The 14,969-nt window shown below is 67.6% G+C and carries 16 protein-coding genes; 12 read left to right on the top strand and 4 right to left on the bottom strand.

All coding sequences use genetic code 11. The annotated features are described in order from the left end of the window. Nucleotides 1-42: 42 nt before the first annotated feature. On the bottom strand, nt 43-1,041 hold the full coding sequence (locus NFW05_RS12935) for a nickel-dependent hydrogenase large subunit (RefSeq protein ID WP_295307472.1): 999 nt from the start codon (nt 1,039-1,041) through the stop codon (nt 43-45). Nucleotides 1,042-1,166: 125 nt separating this feature from the next. Here NFW05_RS12935 and ccmA point away from each other — a divergent pair, with 125 nt between their 5' ends. The 9 genes from ccmA to ccmI all read left to right on the top strand — a co-directional run bounded on the left by ccmA (nt 1,167) and on the right by ccmI (nt 8,322). After that, the gene (gene ccmA, locus NFW05_RS12940; RefSeq protein WP_295307475.1) at nt 1,167-1,817 is read left to right on the top strand and encodes a cytochrome c biogenesis heme-transporting ATPase CcmA; all 651 of its coding nucleotides are present in this window, start codon (nt 1,167-1,169) and stop codon (nt 1,815-1,817) included. Continuing rightward, nucleotides 1,817-2,485, top strand: coding sequence for a heme exporter protein CcmB (gene ccmB, locus NFW05_RS12945; RefSeq protein WP_295307477.1), 669 nt, complete (start codon nt 1,817-1,819; stop codon nt 2,483-2,485). Before ccmA ends, ccmB begins: the two co-directional genes overlap by 1 nt. Nucleotides 2,486-2,488: 3 nt before the next feature. Then, nucleotides 2,489-3,256, top strand: a complete 768-nt coding sequence (ccmC, locus tag NFW05_RS12950) for a heme ABC transporter permease CcmC (RefSeq protein ID WP_295307480.1) — start codon at nt 2,489-2,491, stop codon at nt 3,254-3,256. Next, nucleotides 3,243-3,461 (top strand): heme exporter protein CcmD, encoded by a 219-nt coding sequence (ccmD, locus tag NFW05_RS12955; RefSeq protein ID WP_295307483.1) that lies wholly within the window; start codon nt 3,243-3,245, stop codon nt 3,459-3,461. The genes ccmC and ccmD overlap by 14 nt, the downstream gene beginning before the upstream one ends. Then, a complete protein-coding gene (gene ccmE, locus NFW05_RS12960; RefSeq protein WP_295307486.1) occupies nt 3,458-3,937 on the top strand; it encodes a cytochrome c maturation protein CcmE in 480 nt (159 codons plus the stop codon). The genes ccmD and ccmE overlap by 4 nt, the downstream gene beginning before the upstream one ends. Nucleotides 3,938-4,005: 68 nt before the next feature. Beyond that, nucleotides 4,006-6,006 carry a heme lyase CcmF/NrfE family subunit gene (locus NFW05_RS12965; RefSeq protein ID WP_295307489.1) on the top strand — a complete coding sequence of 667 codons (2,001 nt, stop codon included), beginning with the start codon at nt 4,006-4,008 and terminating at the stop codon, nt 6,004-6,006. Nucleotides 6,007-6,015: 9 nt separating this feature from the next. Next, a complete protein-coding gene (locus NFW05_RS12970) occupies nt 6,016-6,600 on the top strand; it encodes a DsbE family thiol:disulfide interchange protein (protein WP_295307492.1) in 585 nt (194 codons plus the stop codon). Further along, a complete protein-coding gene (locus tag NFW05_RS12975; RefSeq protein WP_295307495.1) occupies nt 6,597-7,112 on the top strand; it encodes a cytochrome c-type biogenesis protein in 516 nt (171 codons plus the stop codon). Before NFW05_RS12970 ends, NFW05_RS12975 begins: the two co-directional genes overlap by 4 nt. A gap of 4 nt (nt 7,113-7,116) precedes the next feature. Continuing rightward, complete coding sequence (gene ccmI, locus NFW05_RS12980) at nt 7,117-8,322, top strand: c-type cytochrome biogenesis protein CcmI (protein WP_295307498.1); 1,206 nt, start codon at nt 7,117-7,119, stop codon at nt 8,320-8,322. 62 nt (nt 8,323-8,384) lie between these two features. Here the strand turns inward: ccmI and arsJ are convergent, their stop codons facing one another. Further along, nucleotides 8,385-9,683 carry an organoarsenical effux MFS transporter ArsJ gene (arsJ, locus tag NFW05_RS12985; RefSeq protein ID WP_295307501.1) on the bottom strand — a complete coding sequence of 433 codons (1,299 nt, stop codon included), beginning with the start codon at nt 9,681-9,683 and terminating at the stop codon, nt 8,385-8,387. A 92-nt stretch (nt 9,684-9,775) separates the two neighbouring features. Further along, the gene (locus tag NFW05_RS12990) at nt 9,776-10,786 is read right to left on the bottom strand and encodes an ArsJ-associated glyceraldehyde-3-phosphate dehydrogenase (protein WP_295307504.1); all 1,011 of its coding nucleotides are present in this window, start codon (nt 10,784-10,786) and stop codon (nt 9,776-9,778) included. 128 nt (nt 10,787-10,914) lie between these two features. On the opposite strand from NFW05_RS12990, the gene NFW05_RS12995 reads away from it, so the two are divergent. The 3 genes from NFW05_RS12995 to arsB all read left to right on the top strand — a co-directional run bounded on the left by NFW05_RS12995 (nt 10,915) and on the right by arsB (nt 13,973). Continuing rightward, nucleotides 10,915-12,381 (top strand): permease, encoded by a 1,467-nt coding sequence (locus NFW05_RS12995; RefSeq protein WP_295307508.1) that lies wholly within the window; start codon nt 10,915-10,917, stop codon nt 12,379-12,381. 2 nt (nt 12,382-12,383) lie between these two features. Then, a complete protein-coding gene (locus NFW05_RS13000; RefSeq protein ID WP_295307511.1) occupies nt 12,384-12,650 on the top strand; it encodes a thioredoxin family protein in 267 nt (88 codons plus the stop codon). Nucleotides 12,651-12,809: 159 nt separating this feature from the next. Next, nucleotides 12,810-13,973, top strand: coding sequence for an ACR3 family arsenite efflux transporter (gene arsB, locus NFW05_RS13005; protein ID WP_295307514.1), 1,164 nt, complete (start codon nt 12,810-12,812; stop codon nt 13,971-13,973). A gap of 136 nt (nt 13,974-14,109) precedes the next feature. On the opposite strand, the gene NFW05_RS13010 is transcribed toward arsB, so the two are convergent. Further along, a complete protein-coding gene (locus NFW05_RS13010; RefSeq protein ID WP_295307516.1) occupies nt 14,110-14,613 on the bottom strand; it encodes a protein phosphatase in 504 nt (167 codons plus the stop codon). Between the last annotated feature and the right edge of the window lie 356 nt (nt 14,614-14,969).

Consider the following 14,969-nt stretch of genomic DNA (forward strand, 5'->3'; position numbering starts at 1 on the left):
ACCTCGGCCAGAGCGCGTGATCAGGTTTGCTGAACATTGTGGCTAATCATGTGCATCGTTGACCCTCACTTCGCAGGGCACACAGGGATCCAGCGCCAGAGCCAGGCGTCTGGCGACGAGCATCGCCTGGTCGCGACTGACGGCCGGACGATGCTCGAGTTCGCGGACGAAGGCGCCCCGCGGATGAAAGTTCCACTCGGTTGGCGCGACGAGCAGGTAGCGGACGACGCGCTGGCCGTCGAGTTCGACGAGGTGCAGGAGTGTGCCGCGCGCCGTCTCGACTCGCGCCAGACCGCAGCCGGGAGCGAGGGTCGCCGCGTCGAGCTGTGCGGGCAGCCGCGATGGCTCGGCGAGGTCGGTGGCCAGCGAACGCAGATCGACGAGCCGTGCGGCGAGCCGTGCATGGACCCGCTGCCCCGAGGCGAGCCAGGCGGCAACCCCGGGGTCGGCGAAACGGCGTGCCAGGGCGCCGGTCTCGGCCGGCCTTCCGGCGAAAGTCGGCCGCTCGACACAGAAATCGCCAGCGACACGGCCAGCCCACTGCGCCGCGGATAGTTGTGGCAACAGGGCCACGGGCGCGGCCGCCGGATCCTCGGCGAAGACCGGCTGTGGCTGCGCGTCAACCCAGGCGACGAGTGCTTGGCCGACGCTCGCCGCGCTCCCGGCATCGGCGATCGCCGAGATCCGCTTGCGCCAGTCGAGGAACTCGCCGTTTCGTGACCGCTCGCCGAACAGCGGCGGCCAATCGAGCAGCAGTCGCCAGAGATGCTCGAGGGCCACCTCGGGGGCGACCCTGCGCGCGTGCTCGGCGAGTTCGACGCTGTCCATCGGGCTACCGAGTGCAGCGCGCAGCGCCAGGCGAGCGGCGGCTTCCTGCGCCTGACGGCAGACGGCGAACAGGCGAGGAACGAGCTCGAGCACCCGCGCAACCGGAAGACCGCAGAGCGCCCGCGCCGCTACCGGACGAGTCGATACGACCGTCGCCGCAACGATCTGCGTCCCGTCCCACGTCAGCGTCAGATCGAGGAATCCCGGCTCCACGCCACGCTCCCGGAAGAATTCTTCAAAGAATACAAAAAGCCCTTGAATCGCTTTTGATTTTCGTCAATCCGGGACTACACTGGCGGCCTCACAATACGCCCTCGCCCCCCGGAGTCCCCGCGTGCATGCTTGAAGCGTCGAATCTCGAATGCGTACGCGGCGAACGCAGCCTGTTCGCCGGCGTGAGCTTCCGGCTAGAAGAAGGCGAAATGCTCCACATCCAGGGGAAGAACGGGTCCGGGAAGACGAGTCTGTTGCGCATGATCTGCGGGCTCAGCCCGCCGGCGAGCGGTGAACTCCGCTGGCACGGCACCCCGCTGCACCAGCTTGGCGAGGCGTATCGTGCACAGCTCTGCTACCTCGGACACCACAACGCGATCAAGGACGAGCTGACCCCGATCGAGAATCTGCTCTCGTCGGCCCGGCTGGCCCGGGAAGCGCTCGACGACGACGCGGCGCTCGACGCGCTCGAGCTCGTCGGGCTCGGGGGCCGCGAGGACCTGCCGTGCCGCTATCTCTCGCAGGGACAGAAACGGCGCGCCGCGCTGGCCCGCCTGGTTCATGAACGGCGCGCGCTGTGGATTCTCGACGAGCCCTACGTGGCGCTCGACCGGGCGGCCGTCGGGCTCGTCGCCGGTCTCGTCGGGGCGCACCTGCAGCGCGGCGGACTGGCCGTGCTGACCACCCATCAGGCGGTCGCCGTCCCGGCCGGCACGGTCCACGAGCTGTGGCTCGGCAGCCATGACGCTCCCGAAAGCGGCCAGCAGGCGACGTGATGCTCGGCGTGGTCCAGGCGATCATCGGCCGCGACCTGCGCCTGGCGATGCGCCGCCAGACCGATCTCGCGGCCATGCTGTTCTTCTTCATCATCGTCGTCAGTCTCTTTCCGCTCGGCGTCGGACCGGAGCCCGAGCAGTTGCGCCGCCTCGCCCCGGGCGTGCTCTGGGTCGCCGCGCTGCTGGCGACGATGCTCTCGCTGCCCCGACTGTTCGCCGACGATCACCGCGACGGAACGCTCGAACAGCTGACCCTCGCCCCCGAGCCGCTCGGCCTGATCGTCCTCGGCAAGGTCATCGCCCACTGGCTGGTCGCCGGCCTGCCGCTCGTCGTGCTCTCACCCGTACTCGGCGTCCAGTTCGACCTCGAGGTTGACGCGCTGTCGATCCTCACCCTGTCGCTGCTCGTCGGCACGCCGGCGCTGTCGGGGATCGGCGCGATCGGCGCAGCGCTGACCCTCGGCGTCCGCGGCGGCGGCGTGCTGCTTTCATTGCTCGTCCTGCCGCTGTACATTCCGATCCTGATCTTCGGCGCCGGAGCGGTGGATGCGACGCTCACCGGACTGGGGCCGGAGGCCCATCTGTCGCTGCTCGGCGCGATCGCGCTCGGCGGCGTGTTTTTTGCGCCCTGGGCGGCCGCCGCAGCGCTGAGAATCGCTCTCGAGTGAAGGATGAGCAACAGACTGATCAACTGGTTCAGATTTTCCAGCCCGCAGACCTTTTACCCGCTCGCCGGCAGAATGATTCCCTGGTTCTGGACGCTGGCCGCGGTTTTCGGCATCGCCGGCCTGAGCATCGGCTTCCTGGTCGCGCCGACCGACGCGCAGCAGGGAGAGGGCTACCGGATCATCTTCCTGCACGTCCCGGCCTCGTGGATGTCGATGTTCATCTACCTGGTGATGGCTTTCTGGTCTGCCGTCGGACTGGGCTTCAACACGCGTCTGTCGGGGATGATGGCCTCGGCACTGGCCCCGACCGGAGCCCTGTTCACCTTCCTGTCGCTGTGGACCGGGGCGCTGTGGGGCAAGCCGATGTGGGGCACCTGGTGGGTCTGGGACGCGCGGCTGACCTCCGAGCTGATCCTGCTTTTCCTGTACGTCGGCTTCATCGCCCTGAAGGCCGCGATCGACGATCCGCGCCGCGCCGACAAGGCTGGCGCGATCCTCGCGCTGGTCGGCGTGGTGAACATCCCGATCATCTATTTCTCGGTCAAATGGTGGAACACGCTCCATCAGGGCGCATCGGTCAACCTGACCCGAGCCCCGAGCATGGCTGCCCTGATGCTCTGGGGCATGCTGCTCTGCGCACTCGCCTGCTGGATGTACAGCATCGCCGTGGCATTGATGCGCGTGCGCACGATCATGCTCGAGCGCGAACGCCATACCGACTGGGTTCGCCAACTGGTCGAAGGAGGAGAAGCGGACGATGCACTGGCATAGCCTTGCCGACTTCCTGGCGATGGGCCAGCACGGCCCCTACGTCTGGGGCTCGTTGATCGTCATGGCCGCGCTGCTGATCGCGGAACCGATGCTCGTCATGCACGGTCGGAGGAAACTCGTGGCGCGGCTTCGCCGGCAGTATCGCGCCGAACGAAGCGGACATCGGCGTCCCCGCGAGACCGGCTGGAGCAGGAGCAGTTCGTGAAACCCCGTCACAAACGCATCGCGCTGATCGCCGGCGGTCTGGTCGTTCTCGCTGTCGTCGCCACGCTGGTGCTCAGAGCCTTTCAGAGCAATCTCGTGTTCTTCTATTCGCCGACCCAGGTCGCCGCCGGCGAAGCACCGAAGGGCAAGAGTTTCCGCATCGGTGGAATGGTCCGCGAAGGCTCGCTCGAGCGCGCCCCCGACGGCATTACCGTGCGCTTCGTGGTCACCGACACCGATCGGGACATCACCGTGACCTACCGGGGGATCCTCCCCGACCTCTTTCGTGAGGGCAAGGGAGTCGTCGCCCACGGCCGGCTCGGCGAAGACGGCGTCTTTGCGGCAAGCGAGGTGCTCGCCAAACACGACGAGAACTACATGCCCCCCGAGGCGGCACGAGCGGTTGGCGACGCACACGAGCGGGCGGCAGCCAACCGTGCCGCGGCGGAAGCGGCGGCACGCACCGTCAGGCCATAGTCAGCCGCAGAGTTGTACAGTGACGACCAGCCGGGCGCCGACCCCCGGGCAGTGCGGATGAGAAGCGAATGATTCCCGAAATAGGCAACCTGGCCCTGATTCTTGCGTTCTGCGTCGCCCTCGCGCAAGGCTTCCTGCCGCTCGCCGGCGCGCACCGCGGGCGAGCGGCGTGGACTGCCTTCGCGCGCCCGGCCTCGAGAGCGCTCGCGCTGCTCGTCGGCGTCGCCTTCGCCTGCCTGACCAGCGCCTTCGTCGACAACGACTTCTCGGTCCTCTACGTCGCCCAGCATTCGAACACGCTGCTCCCGTTACCCTACCGGATCGCCGCGGTATGGGGTGGACACGAGGGCTCGCTGCTCCTCTGGATGCTGATGCTGGTCGTCTGGACGCTGGCCGTCGCGCAGTTCTCGCGGCAGCTCCCCGAGCCGATGGTCGCCCGCGTGCTCGGCGTCCTCGGCCTGGTCAGCGCCGGTTTCCTGCTCTTCATCCTGCTCACCTCGAATCCTTTCGATCGCCTGCTACCGGCCGCCGAGCAGGGACGCGACCTCAACCCGCTGCTCCAGGATCCCGGCCTGATCCTCCATCCGCCCATGCTCTACATGGGCTACGTCGGCTTCTCGGTCGCCTTTTCCTTCGCCATCGCCGCGCTGCTCTCGGGTCAGCTCGACGCCGCGTGGGCCCGCTGGTCGAGACCCTGGACGACCGCCGCCTGGGTTTTCCTGACCCTTGGCATCGCCCTCGGCTCGTGGTGGGCCTACTACGAACTCGGCTGGGGCGGCTGGTGGTTCTGGGATCCGGTCGAGAACGCGTCGTTCATGCCCTGGCTGATCGGCACCGCGCTGGTGCACTCGCTGGCGGTGACCGAGAAGCGTGGCAGCTTCAAGAACTGGACGGTGCTGCTGGCCATCTCGGCGTTCTCACTGTCGCTGCTCGGCACCTTCCTCGTCCGCTCGGGCGTTCTGACTTCGGTCCATGCCTTCGCCACCGACCCGCGCCGCGGCATCTTCATCCTGCTCTTCCTCGGGACGGTGATCGGCAGCTCGCTCGTCCTCTTCGCCTGGCGCGCGCCGAAAGTCGGACTCGGCGGGCGGTTTGCCCTGCTCTCGCGCGAATCGCTGCTGCTGACCAACAACGTCCTGCTCGTCGTCGCCTGCTCGTCGGTGCTGCTCGGCACGCTCTATCCGCTGCTGATCGACGCCCTCGGCCTCGGCAAGCTATCGGTCGGCCCGCCGTATTTCGATGCCGTCTTCGTCCCGCTGATGCTGCCCGCGCTCTTCCTGATCGGCGTCGCGCCGTTCGCCAACTGGAAGCACGCCCGCGTCGACGAAATCGTCCGGGCGCTGCGCTGGGCCTTCATCGTCGCGGCGGCGGTCGGCGCGGCTGCCCCGCTGCTCTACGGGCGGTGGAAGCCGATGGTCGCCCTGGGTCTGCTGCTCGCCGCCTGGATCGTGCTCAGCGCGCTGTTCAGCGTCGTCCGGCGCGTCGGTGCGACGCGTGGCGGCCGCTCATTCCTCGCCACGCTCGGCCAGCAGCCACGGAGCTTCGTCGGCATGCACGTGGCGCATCTCGGGGTCGCGGCGTTCGTCGCCGGGGTGACGGTGGTCAGCGGCTACCAGGCCGAGAAGGATGTGCGCATGGAGGTCGGCGATACGGTCGGCGTCGGCGGCTACAGCTTCCGTTTCAACGGCGTCCGCGAGCAACAGGGCCCGAACTACCGGGCACTCGTCGGTGACTTCGAGCTGATCGCCGAGGGCCGGACTGTCCGCAAGCTGTTTCCCGAGAAGCGTTTCTACGTCTCGTCGGCGATGCCGATGACCGAGGCGGCGATCGACAGCGGCCCGCTCGGCGACGTCTATGTCTCGCTCGGCGAACCGATCGACAAGTCTCGCCCGGACGCGGCGTGGGCGGTCCGCGTCTACTACAAGCCGCTCGTCGACTGGATCTGGGGCGGTTGCATGATCATGGCCATCGGCGGAATCATCGCTCTGAGCGATCGCCGCTATCGCGTCAGGCTGCGCTCGGGGTCGACTGCACCGTCGTCAGCCGGGGCGCTGGCCCGACACACCTGAGACCCTGCCATGAACCGATTCCTCTGGCCCCTGATTGCCTTCATCGCCCTCGTTGTCCTGCTCGCCGTCGGACTCGGCCTCAATCCCCGCGAAGTGCCTTCGCCGCTCGTCGGCAAGCCGGCGCCGGCCTTCACGCTGCCGCGGCTCGACGCTCCGGCGAAGACTTTCTCGCCGCAGGAGATGCTCGGCAGGGTCTGGCTGCTCAACGTCTGGGCCTCGTGGTGTGTGTCGTGTCGGCACGAGCACCCGGTGCTCGTCGACCTCGCCAGGCAACACGCGGTGCCGCTGGTCGGTCTCAACTACAAGGAGGTGCGCGGTGACGCAGCGATCGACGCGGACAAGCTCTCCCGGGACGAGGAAAGGCAGCAAGTCGTCGAGCGGGCCGGCGCCTGGCTGGCCAGGCACGGCAACCCATACACGCTGTCGGTCCTCGACATCGACGGGCGGGTCGGAATCGACTACGGGGTCTATGGCGTCCCCGAAACCTACGTCATCGACAAGGCCGGAATCATTCGCCTGAAGCACATCGGTCCGGTGACCCCCGAAATCGTTTCGGGCAAGCTTCTGCCGCTGATCCAGGAGATCTCGAAATGAGCCTGCGCAGGTTGCTCCCCGCGCTGCTGGTCGGTGTCACGCTGCTCGGATCCTCGGCGCTGAGCGCCGGCGAAGCCCGGTCGCTCGCCGAAGACGAGGCCACCGAGCAACGGCTGGTGGCCATTTCGTCCGAGCTGCGCTGTCTGGTTTGCCAGAACGAGTCGCTGGCCGGATCGCAGGCCGAACTGGCCAGCGACCTGCGCCGCGAGATCCGCACGCTGATCCGCGACGGCCGGAGTGACCGCGAGATCATCGACTTCATGGTCAGCCGCTACGGCGACTTCGTACTTTACCGCCCGCCCCTGAAGGCGACGACGGTGCTTCTCTGGTTCGGCCCGGGAATCCTCTTCGTCGGCGGAGTCGCCAGCCTGGTCCTCTACCTGCGCCGCCGCAACCGGGCGCTCGGCGACTCGGCGTTGAGCGCCGACGAGCGCGCGCGGGCGAGCGCGCTGCTCGACGCCGCCGGCGGCCCCGGTAGCCAGCCGGTCACGCAGCAGGCACCCCGGGAGTGAACGGATGACCGCCTTCCTGATCGCCGCAGCGCTGCTCATCGCCGTCGTCCTGGCCATCCTGGTCCCGCCACTCTGGCGCAGGGCAGATTCGACCGCGGCCGGCGACCGGCGAGAGATCAACCTGGCGATCCTTCGCGACCAGCTCGCCGAACTCGACAACGACAGGGCGGCCGGCTCGCTCGCCGAGGCCGACTATCTTCAGGCGCGCGACGAACTGCAGCGGCGCCTGCTCGACGAAGTCGACGCCAGCCCGGCAGTGACGGGCACGGTGCCGGGCGGCCGGCGAGCGGCGATCGCGCTGCTGATCATCATGCCGCTCGGCGCCGCCGCCGGTTATGCGCTGCTTGGCGAGCCGCGCGCACTCGACCCGCTGCAGCGTCAGGCGAGGATGGCTCCCGAACAGATCGAACGGATGGTCAGCAGCCTCGCCGAAAGGCTCAGGAAGAATCCCGAAGACAGCCAGGGCTGGGTGATGCTCGCACGGTCGTACAAAGTGCTCGAGCGCTATCCGGAAGCCGCGGAAGCTTACGGCCGCGCCGGCATGCTCGTCGAGCAGGATCCCGGGATGCTCGCCGATTATGCGGACGTTCTGGCCCGGACCACGGGCAGCGTTCTGGGCAGACCGGCCGAACTCGCCGAACGCGCGTTGCGCAGCAAACCCGATGAACCGCAGGCCCTGCTACTCGCCGGAGCTGCAGCGAGCGAACGTCAGCAGTTCGCCGCCGCCGCCGATTACTGGACTCGGCTGCTCGCCCAGCTCGAACCCGATTCGGACGAAGCCAGGGAACTCGCCGGTGCGGTGAGCCGGGCGCGCGAACTCGCGGCCCAGCAGCCGACTCGGCCGCCGATCGACTCCGCTCGTCTGGCCGCCGGCGCGGTCAGCGGTGAGGTGCTGCTCAGTGGCCGGCTGGCGGGCAAAGCCGGGCCCGACGACACCGTGTTCATTTTCGCGCGCGCCGAGGACGGCTCCCGGATGCCACTGGCCGCCACGCGTGCACGCGTCGCCGACCTGCCGCTACGCTTCCGCCTCGACGACTCGATGGCCCTGGGCAACGGCCGGATGGCCGATTCGCCGCGCGTCACGATCGAGGCGCGCGTCGCGCGCGCTGGCCAGACCCGGGCGGCGAGCGGCGACCTGTATGGACGGCTCGGCGGGGTCAAACCGGGCAGCCGGGACCTGCGCCTGGTGATCGATCAGGTCCAGCCGTAGGAGTCCCTGCCCGAGCAGTCACCGGCCGCCTGCGCAGCCGACCGCGAAGCCGACGAGCAGCGCTACTCCCCGAGGTCGCCGAGCTCGATCGGCTTCGAGCGCGGCCCCGTCTGGCGCGGCAGGAGCAGCGACAGCCCCCCCGCGACGAGGACGAAGATCGCCGACGCCCAGAGACAGGCGATCAGTCCATCGCTCGGCCCGCTCTGCAGCCCCCACTGGTAGAGCGCCCCCGAAAGGACGGTGCCGGCGAGGCGACCGGCGGCATTGGCCATGTAATAGAAGCCGACGTTCATCGCCACCTTGTCGCTGTCCGTGTAGGCGAGGATCAGATAGGAATGGACGGCCGAGTTCAGCGCGAAAACGACGCCGAAGACGATCAGCCCGGCGACGACGGCGGTTGCCGGCGCGATTCCCGCAGCCAGCGCGAGCGCGATTCCCGCCGGCAGCACGGCGAGGGCGAAGGCGAGCAACGTCGCCGTCCGCCCGTCGGGCTCGTGGTGGCCTTCGACGCGACTGCGCAGCAAGCCCGGGGTCGCCGCCTGCACGACACCGTAGCCGATCACCCAGACGGCGAGGAAAGCGCCCGACTGCCAGAACGTCCAGCCGAGCACGCTCGACAGAAAGACCGGCAGGCCGACGACGAACCAGACGTCGCGCGCACCGAAAAGGAAGATGCGCGCTGCCGCGAGCTTGTTCACCGCCGAGTTCGCCGAGAACATCTGGCCGAACTTCGCCTTCCGGTTCGCCTGACCGAGGCCGCCGCGCATCAGGCCCGCCGCGAGAATCAGGGTGCCGCCGACGAGCGCGACAAGCAGCTTGAGCGCCGTCTGGAAGTCGAGCACGGTCAACAGCAGGCCGCCGAGAAAGAAGCCGACGCCCTTGAGCGCATTCTTCGATCCGGTGAGGATCGCCACCCAGCGGTAGAGCGTCGCCGAGGCATTCTCGGGAACGATCAGCTTGACCGCGCTCTTCGAACTCATCTTCGTCATGTCCTTGGCGATGCCGCTCAAGGCCTGCGAGACCATGACCCAGGCGACGACAAGCCACGCCTGCGGCGCGAAGGCGAGCATCGACAGCGCAACGAGCTGGGTCCCGAGGCCGATGAAGAGCGTGGTCTTGAGCCCGAAGCGCGCGCCGATGTAGCCGCCGAAGAGATTGGTGATGATGCCGAAGACTTCGTAGAAGACGAACAGCGAAGCCACTGCCAGCGGCGTGTAGCCGAGGTTGTAGAAGTAGAACAGCACCAGCATGCGGGTGGCGCCGTCGGTGACGGTATCGGACCAGTAGGCTGCGGTAACCAGGATGTAGTTGCGCAGGCCGGCGCCGGCGACTCCGGCAGGCCCAGCTGAGGAATCACTCATCGGGTCTCTCCATCGGGCTCCCCGGGCGCACCGGCAACGCCGCGAAGCGGCTGCGGCCGGCTGCGGGCCGACGATGCAAGGCTGTGGGGGGGTTACAGCGACGCGGCGACCTTCCGCGCCAGTTCGACGTAGCGGTTGGCGTAACCCCACTCGTTGTCGTACCAGGCGTAGATCTTGACCAGCGTGCCGTCGATGACCAGCGTGCTCGCCGCATCGACGATCGACGAACGCGGATCGCCGCAGTAGTCCATCGACACCAGAGGGCGCTCCTCAAAGCCGAGGATGCCCTCGAGCTGCCCCGCGGCGGCCGCCCTCAGCAGCCCATTGACCTCTTCGACGCTCGTCGGCCTGCGCATCTCGAAAACGCAGTCGGTCAACGAGGCGTTGAGCAGCGGCACGCGCACCGCGTGGCCGTCGAGCTTGCCCCTGAGTTCCGGGAAGATCAGCGCGATCGCCGTCGCCGAACCGGTCGTCGTCGGCACGAGCGACAGGCTCGAAGCGCGTGCGCGGCGCAGATCCTTGTGCATCTGGTCATGGACGCTTTGCGTGTTCGTCGAACTGTGGATCGTCGTGATCATCCCGTGCGCGATGCCGATGCCCTCGTGGACGACCTTGACCACCGGCGCCAGGCAGTTCGTGGTGCACGAAGCCGCGGTCACGATGTGGTGCCGCTGCGGATCGTAAAGCGCGTCGTTGACCCCCATGACGACGTTCAAAGCCTCGCCGCCCTTGACCGGAGCGGCGACGATCACCTTCTTCACCCCGGCGTCGAGATAGGCGGCGAGCGTCTCGACGGTCCGCCACTTGCCGCTGGCTTCGAGGACGATGTCCGCGCCGACCTCGCGCCAACGGCCAGCGGCGACGTCGCGGGAACTGCTGTAGCTGAGCGACCGGCCGTCGATCAGCAAGCGCCCATCGCTGACCCCGATCTCGTGCCGCCAGCGCCCATGGACCGAGTCGAATTCGAGGAGGTGCGCCGCCGACTCGACCGGCCCGTTGGCCTCGTTGATGTGCACGAACTCGATTCCCGGAAACTCCCACGCGGCGCGCAGCGCCAGCCGTCCTATCCGACCGAAACCGTTGATGGCCACCCTGACTGTCATGGTTCTGTTCTCCGAAATGGTTGATGATCGCTGTCAGCAACTGCGCGGCGCAACGACGGCAGCCCGGCAAGCACGCAGCACAATTTGATTCTATAATGCTGGAAATTTCAAAACGTGTAAACTCCCCGATGGATGCCACGATTTCCTGGACGCTGCGTCTGCTTCACGGTGGCACGGCGAACCTCGCCGCATATCTCGCGGCGCACGTCCTGCTCTGCCTCTTGCCGGCCTTCGCCATCGCCGGCGCGATGTCGGCGCTGATCCCGAGCGGAACGGTCACCCGCTTCCTCGGCCCGCGGTCGCCGGGGATCGTGTCCTACCCAGCCGCGGCAGCCGCCGGATCGCTGCTCGCCGTGTGCTCGTGCACCATCGTTCCGTTGTTCGCGGCCATCTACCGCAAGGGTGCCGGACTCGGCCCGGCGATCACCTTCCTGTTCTTCGCTCCGGCGGCGAACATCCTCGCGCTGGTCTACACCGGCGGCGTGATCGGCGTCGACCTCGCCGCTGCCCGCCTCCTTCTCTCGCTGGTTTTTGGTTTCGGCATCGGTCTGATCATGGCGCTGCTCTTCCAGGACCAGGAGGTGGCCGACCCACGCGGGCTCGACGACGCCTTCGCAGCCGGCGGAACTGCACGCATCCGCCGAGTCGCGCTGGTCTTCCTGCTCGTCTGGATCGCCCTGCTGATCGGCGGCACGCTCAAGCTCGACCTGCTGACCCGAAGCTGGCTGCAGTTCGACTGGCCATGGCCCGACGCCCTGTCCTGGCAGGCAGAGCTCGATCACTGGGTGCCCCACGATGCGAGCAAGGGCGAAGAAGGCCTGTCGCTCCAGGGAGCCTCGCTGATCGTTCTGCTCGCGGCGATCGCCGGCAGCGCCTGGCGCGGCCTCGAGAACATCCAGGAAGGCAGCAACCGCTGGACATGGACGAGCCTGGCACTCGTCGCGCTGACCCTGATGCTCGCTGCACTGTCGGTCGAGGCGGTCCCGGGCGGACTGCGCGTCGGCGTCACCGGGCGTTTCGCCTGCGTCGCGGCAGCGCTCGCGGTGATCGCGCAGTTGATCGCCCGGCGGCTCGCCGACGATGAACTGCGCGACTGGCTCTGGGAAAGCTGGCGTTTCGCCCGTCAGATCTTCCCGCTGCTCGTCGTTGGCGTGTTCATCGTCGGCATGGTCCGCGTGGTCCTGCGCCCCGAGTGGATCGAATCGCTGGCCGGCAGCAATTCGCTCCTCGGCAACCTCGCCGGCGTGGCCTTCGGCGTGTTCATGTATTTCCCGACGCTCGTCGAAGTGCCGATCGCCCGGATGTTCCTCGATCTCGGCATGCATCGCGGACCGCTGCTCGCTTACCTGATGTCCGACCCCGAACTGTCGCTGCAGAGCATCCTGATCCTTTCGGCGATCATCGGGCGCCGCAAGACCGGCGCCTACGTCGCTCTCGTCGCGCTGTTCAGCACGGGAGCCGGAATGACCTACGGCGCCTGGATCGACGGCACGTCGCCCCTGATGCTGGCGCTTTCGCTGGCCGTTTCCCTGGCGCTGCTCGCCGGCCTGCTGACTCTGGCCAGCAAGCGCAGCGCCGCAGACAAAGGAGTCTGACCATGTTGAACATCAAGATTCTTGGCCCGGGCTGCGCCAACTGCCGCAAGCTCGAGCAGATCGCCCGGGAAGTCGTTGCTGCGCTCGGTGTCGAGGCGCGGGTCTCCAAGGTCACCGCCATGGACGAGATCCTCGCCTACGACCTGCTCAAGACTCCGGGGCTGGTGATCGACGAAAAGCTCGTCTGTTCCGGGCGCATTCCGACCCCGGCCGAGGTCGGCGAATGGATCCGGACTGCCCTCGAGACCCGTCGCCCGGCCGCACAGTAGCCGTACGAAGCGCGGTCACGATCTGCGCGCGACGAGAGTCGCGAAAGCCGCTGGCCGGCAAACCGGATGGACCGCGCGGTGCTGCCGCCAACAAGGATGAACATGAAGCCCTCTGATCCTGCCCGCTGCTGCACCCCGGAGCCAGCAGAGCAACGCCGGATGAACGGCGCCTTCGAGCGTTACCTGAGCCTGTGGGTCCTGCTCTGCATCGTCGGTGGACTCCTCCTCGGGAAGATTGCCCCGGGTGTCGCCGCAAGCCTGGACCGGATGGCAATGGTCGTCGATGGCGCACCGGTCGTGTCGATCCCCATCGCCATCTGTCTCTTCTTCATGATGTATCCGATCATGGTCAAGATCGACTTCGCCTCGGTGATCCAGGCGGGACGCAGTGGCAAGCCGGTATTGCTGACGCTGTTCATCAACTGGGCGATCAAGCCCTTCACGATGTATGCAATCGCTTTCGTCTTTCTCGGCGTCGTATTCCGTTCGCTGATCGGCGAGGAAGCCGTGGACCTGGTGAGCATGCCCTTCGGACTCGACCTGCCGCCTGGCGCCCGCCACGGCGCCGGCGTCGTCGTCGTCCACGACGGTGTGCGCATGCTCGCGGTGCCACTGTGGCGAAGCTACCTCGCCGGCTGCATCCTGCTCGGGGTGGCGCCGTGCACTGCGATGGTCCTCGTCTGGGGCTATCTGGCTCGCGGCAACGACGGCCTGACTCTGGTCATGGTGGCGGTGAATTCGCTGACCATGCTCCTCCTCTACGGCGTCCTTGGCGGATTCCTGCTCGGCGTGGGTCGTCTGCCGGTGCCCTGGCAGGCACTGCTGCTGTCGATCAGCGTCTATGTGGCGCTGCCCCTGGTCGCCGGCCACCTCTCGCGCCGCTGGATTCTCCGGCGCAAGGGGCAAGCCTGGTTCCGCGAGCGCTTCCTCCATCTGCTGACGCCGATCACGATCGGCGCGCTGCTGCTCACGCTGATCCTGCTGTTTTCACTCAAGGGTGAGGTCATCGTTGCGCAACCCCTGACCATCGTCTGGATCGCGGTCCCGCTGCTCCTCCAGACGATTCTGATCTTCGCGCTCGGCTACGCTCTCGCGCGCTGGCTGGGCCTGTCCTACGAAGACGCCGCACCATCGGCGATCATCGGCGCATCGAACCACTTCGAGGTGGCCATCGCGACCGCGGTGATGCTTTTCGGCCTCGCCTCCGGCGCCGCGCTGGCGACGGTCGTCGGCGTCCTCATCGAGGTGCCGGTGATGCTCCTCCTCGTCGAAATCTGCAAGCGTACGGCGCACTATTTCGGCCGAGCGCGATCGACCGCCTGAGTCCGGCGACAAAATCGAAAGCCCGGCCCGCTCGGCAGCGACTTGACGCCACCGGCGAGCACGTGCCACCTGCCGACTCACGGCGCACCGTCCGGCGCTCGATCGATCCCGTGCTGCTGCGCAGCGAAACCCGTGTTCAGCGCCGGGCGAGCGCTGCGAAGTAGTCCTGATGGACCGGGAGGGTCAACGCATTCGGGCGCAGCGCCTTGACCGCATCGCTCGCCTCCTCGCCCGACCAACCTCTTTCGAGGAGGATTTGCGCGGCCATCAGCCCCGTTCGTCCCGAACCGCCCTTGCAGTGTATGGCGATCTTCCGCCCCTCGTCGAGCAGACGATGGACGAGCGCGCGCCGCTCTTGCCAGGCTTCCACGAAGTCCGCCCCCGGAGCACGCTCGTCCTCGATCGGAAAGTGGAACCAGTGCAGACCACGCCCGGCACAGAGTTCGTCGAGATTGGCAACTCCGTTGGCAGCCATCTCCGCCCTCGGCATCAGCGTGATCACGGATTCGGCACCGACCGCCTGCAACTCCGCCAGCGCCGCATCCACCGACGGACCCCGGGTTCCCGGGCACGGCGTGAGCAGCAGGCCAGCGCCATCCCGGCCCAGTGGAAGCAGGTCTGAAGGGTGACGGTCGGTCATCGGTGCGGACACCTGAAGGTGGAATAATCGGGCGGCCGCTCTTCGGACCGGCCGGTGGCGAACCGACCCGGGAAAGCCGCTCCTCGGCAAAGCGGATTCTACCGCGTTTCCCGAATCCACAAGCTCAAGCGCTGGCCAACGGCCGACCGCGGTCGCCTCCTGGCTGACCGTCCCAGGCATCAGCAGCGAGCGACGAGGAAAGCGTCGCCGCGTTTCTCGCGTCGATCGCGGAGGGCCTCGAGGAAGCCATCGCGGCGCTCAAGCCCGGACCCTGACCGCGTGGCCCGTGCCACGAAGTGTTCCAATCCTCGCAACTTAGCACTTCGTCATAGTCCAGGGCTGGCTTGCGCGAAGGC

The organism is Accumulibacter sp. (assembly GCF_023806625.1).
Taxonomy (GTDB): Bacteria; Pseudomonadota; Gammaproteobacteria; order Burkholderiales; family Rhodocyclaceae; genus Accumulibacter.

Bases quoted from the DNA above. Each gene is read 5' to 3' on its own strand.
- ccmA (WP_295307475.1), top strand. From the start codon at position 1,167: ATGCTTGAAGCGTCGAATCTCGAATGCGTACGCGGCGAACGCAGCCTG.
- ccmB (WP_295307477.1), top strand. From the start codon at position 1,817: ATGCTCGGCGTGGTCCAGGCGATCATCGGCCGCGACCTGCGCCTGGCG.
- ccmC (WP_295307480.1), top strand. From the start codon at position 2,489: ATGAGCAACAGACTGATCAACTGGTTCAGATTTTCCAGCCCGCAGACC.
- ccmD (WP_295307483.1), top strand. From the start codon at position 3,243: ATGCACTGGCATAGCCTTGCCGACTTCCTGGCGATGGGCCAGCACGGC.
- NFW05_RS12965 (WP_295307489.1), top strand. From the start codon at position 4,006: ATGATTCCCGAAATAGGCAACCTGGCCCTGATTCTTGCGTTCTGCGTC.
- NFW05_RS12970 (WP_295307492.1), top strand. From the start codon at position 6,016: ATGAACCGATTCCTCTGGCCCCTGATTGCCTTCATCGCCCTCGTTGTC.
- NFW05_RS12975 (WP_295307495.1), top strand. From the start codon at position 6,597: ATGAGCCTGCGCAGGTTGCTCCCCGCGCTGCTGGTCGGTGTCACGCTG.
- ccmI (WP_295307498.1), top strand. From the start codon at position 7,117: ATGACCGCCTTCCTGATCGCCGCAGCGCTGCTCATCGCCGTCGTCCTG.
- arsJ (WP_295307501.1), bottom strand. From the start codon at position 9,683: ATGAGTGATTCCTCAGCTGGGCCTGCCGGAGTCGCCGGCGCCGGCCTG.
- NFW05_RS12990 (WP_295307504.1), bottom strand. From the start codon at position 10,786: ATGACAGTCAGGGTGGCCATCAACGGTTTCGGTCGGATAGGACGGCTG.
- NFW05_RS12995 (WP_295307508.1), top strand. From the start codon at position 10,915: ATGGATGCCACGATTTCCTGGACGCTGCGTCTGCTTCACGGTGGCACG.
- NFW05_RS13000 (WP_295307511.1), top strand. From the start codon at position 12,384: ATGTTGAACATCAAGATTCTTGGCCCGGGCTGCGCCAACTGCCGCAAG.
- arsB (WP_295307514.1), top strand. From the start codon at position 12,810: ATGAACGGCGCCTTCGAGCGTTACCTGAGCCTGTGGGTCCTGCTCTGC.
- NFW05_RS13010 (WP_295307516.1), bottom strand. From the start codon at position 14,613: ATGACCGACCGTCACCCTTCAGACCTGCTTCCACTGGGCCGGGATGGC.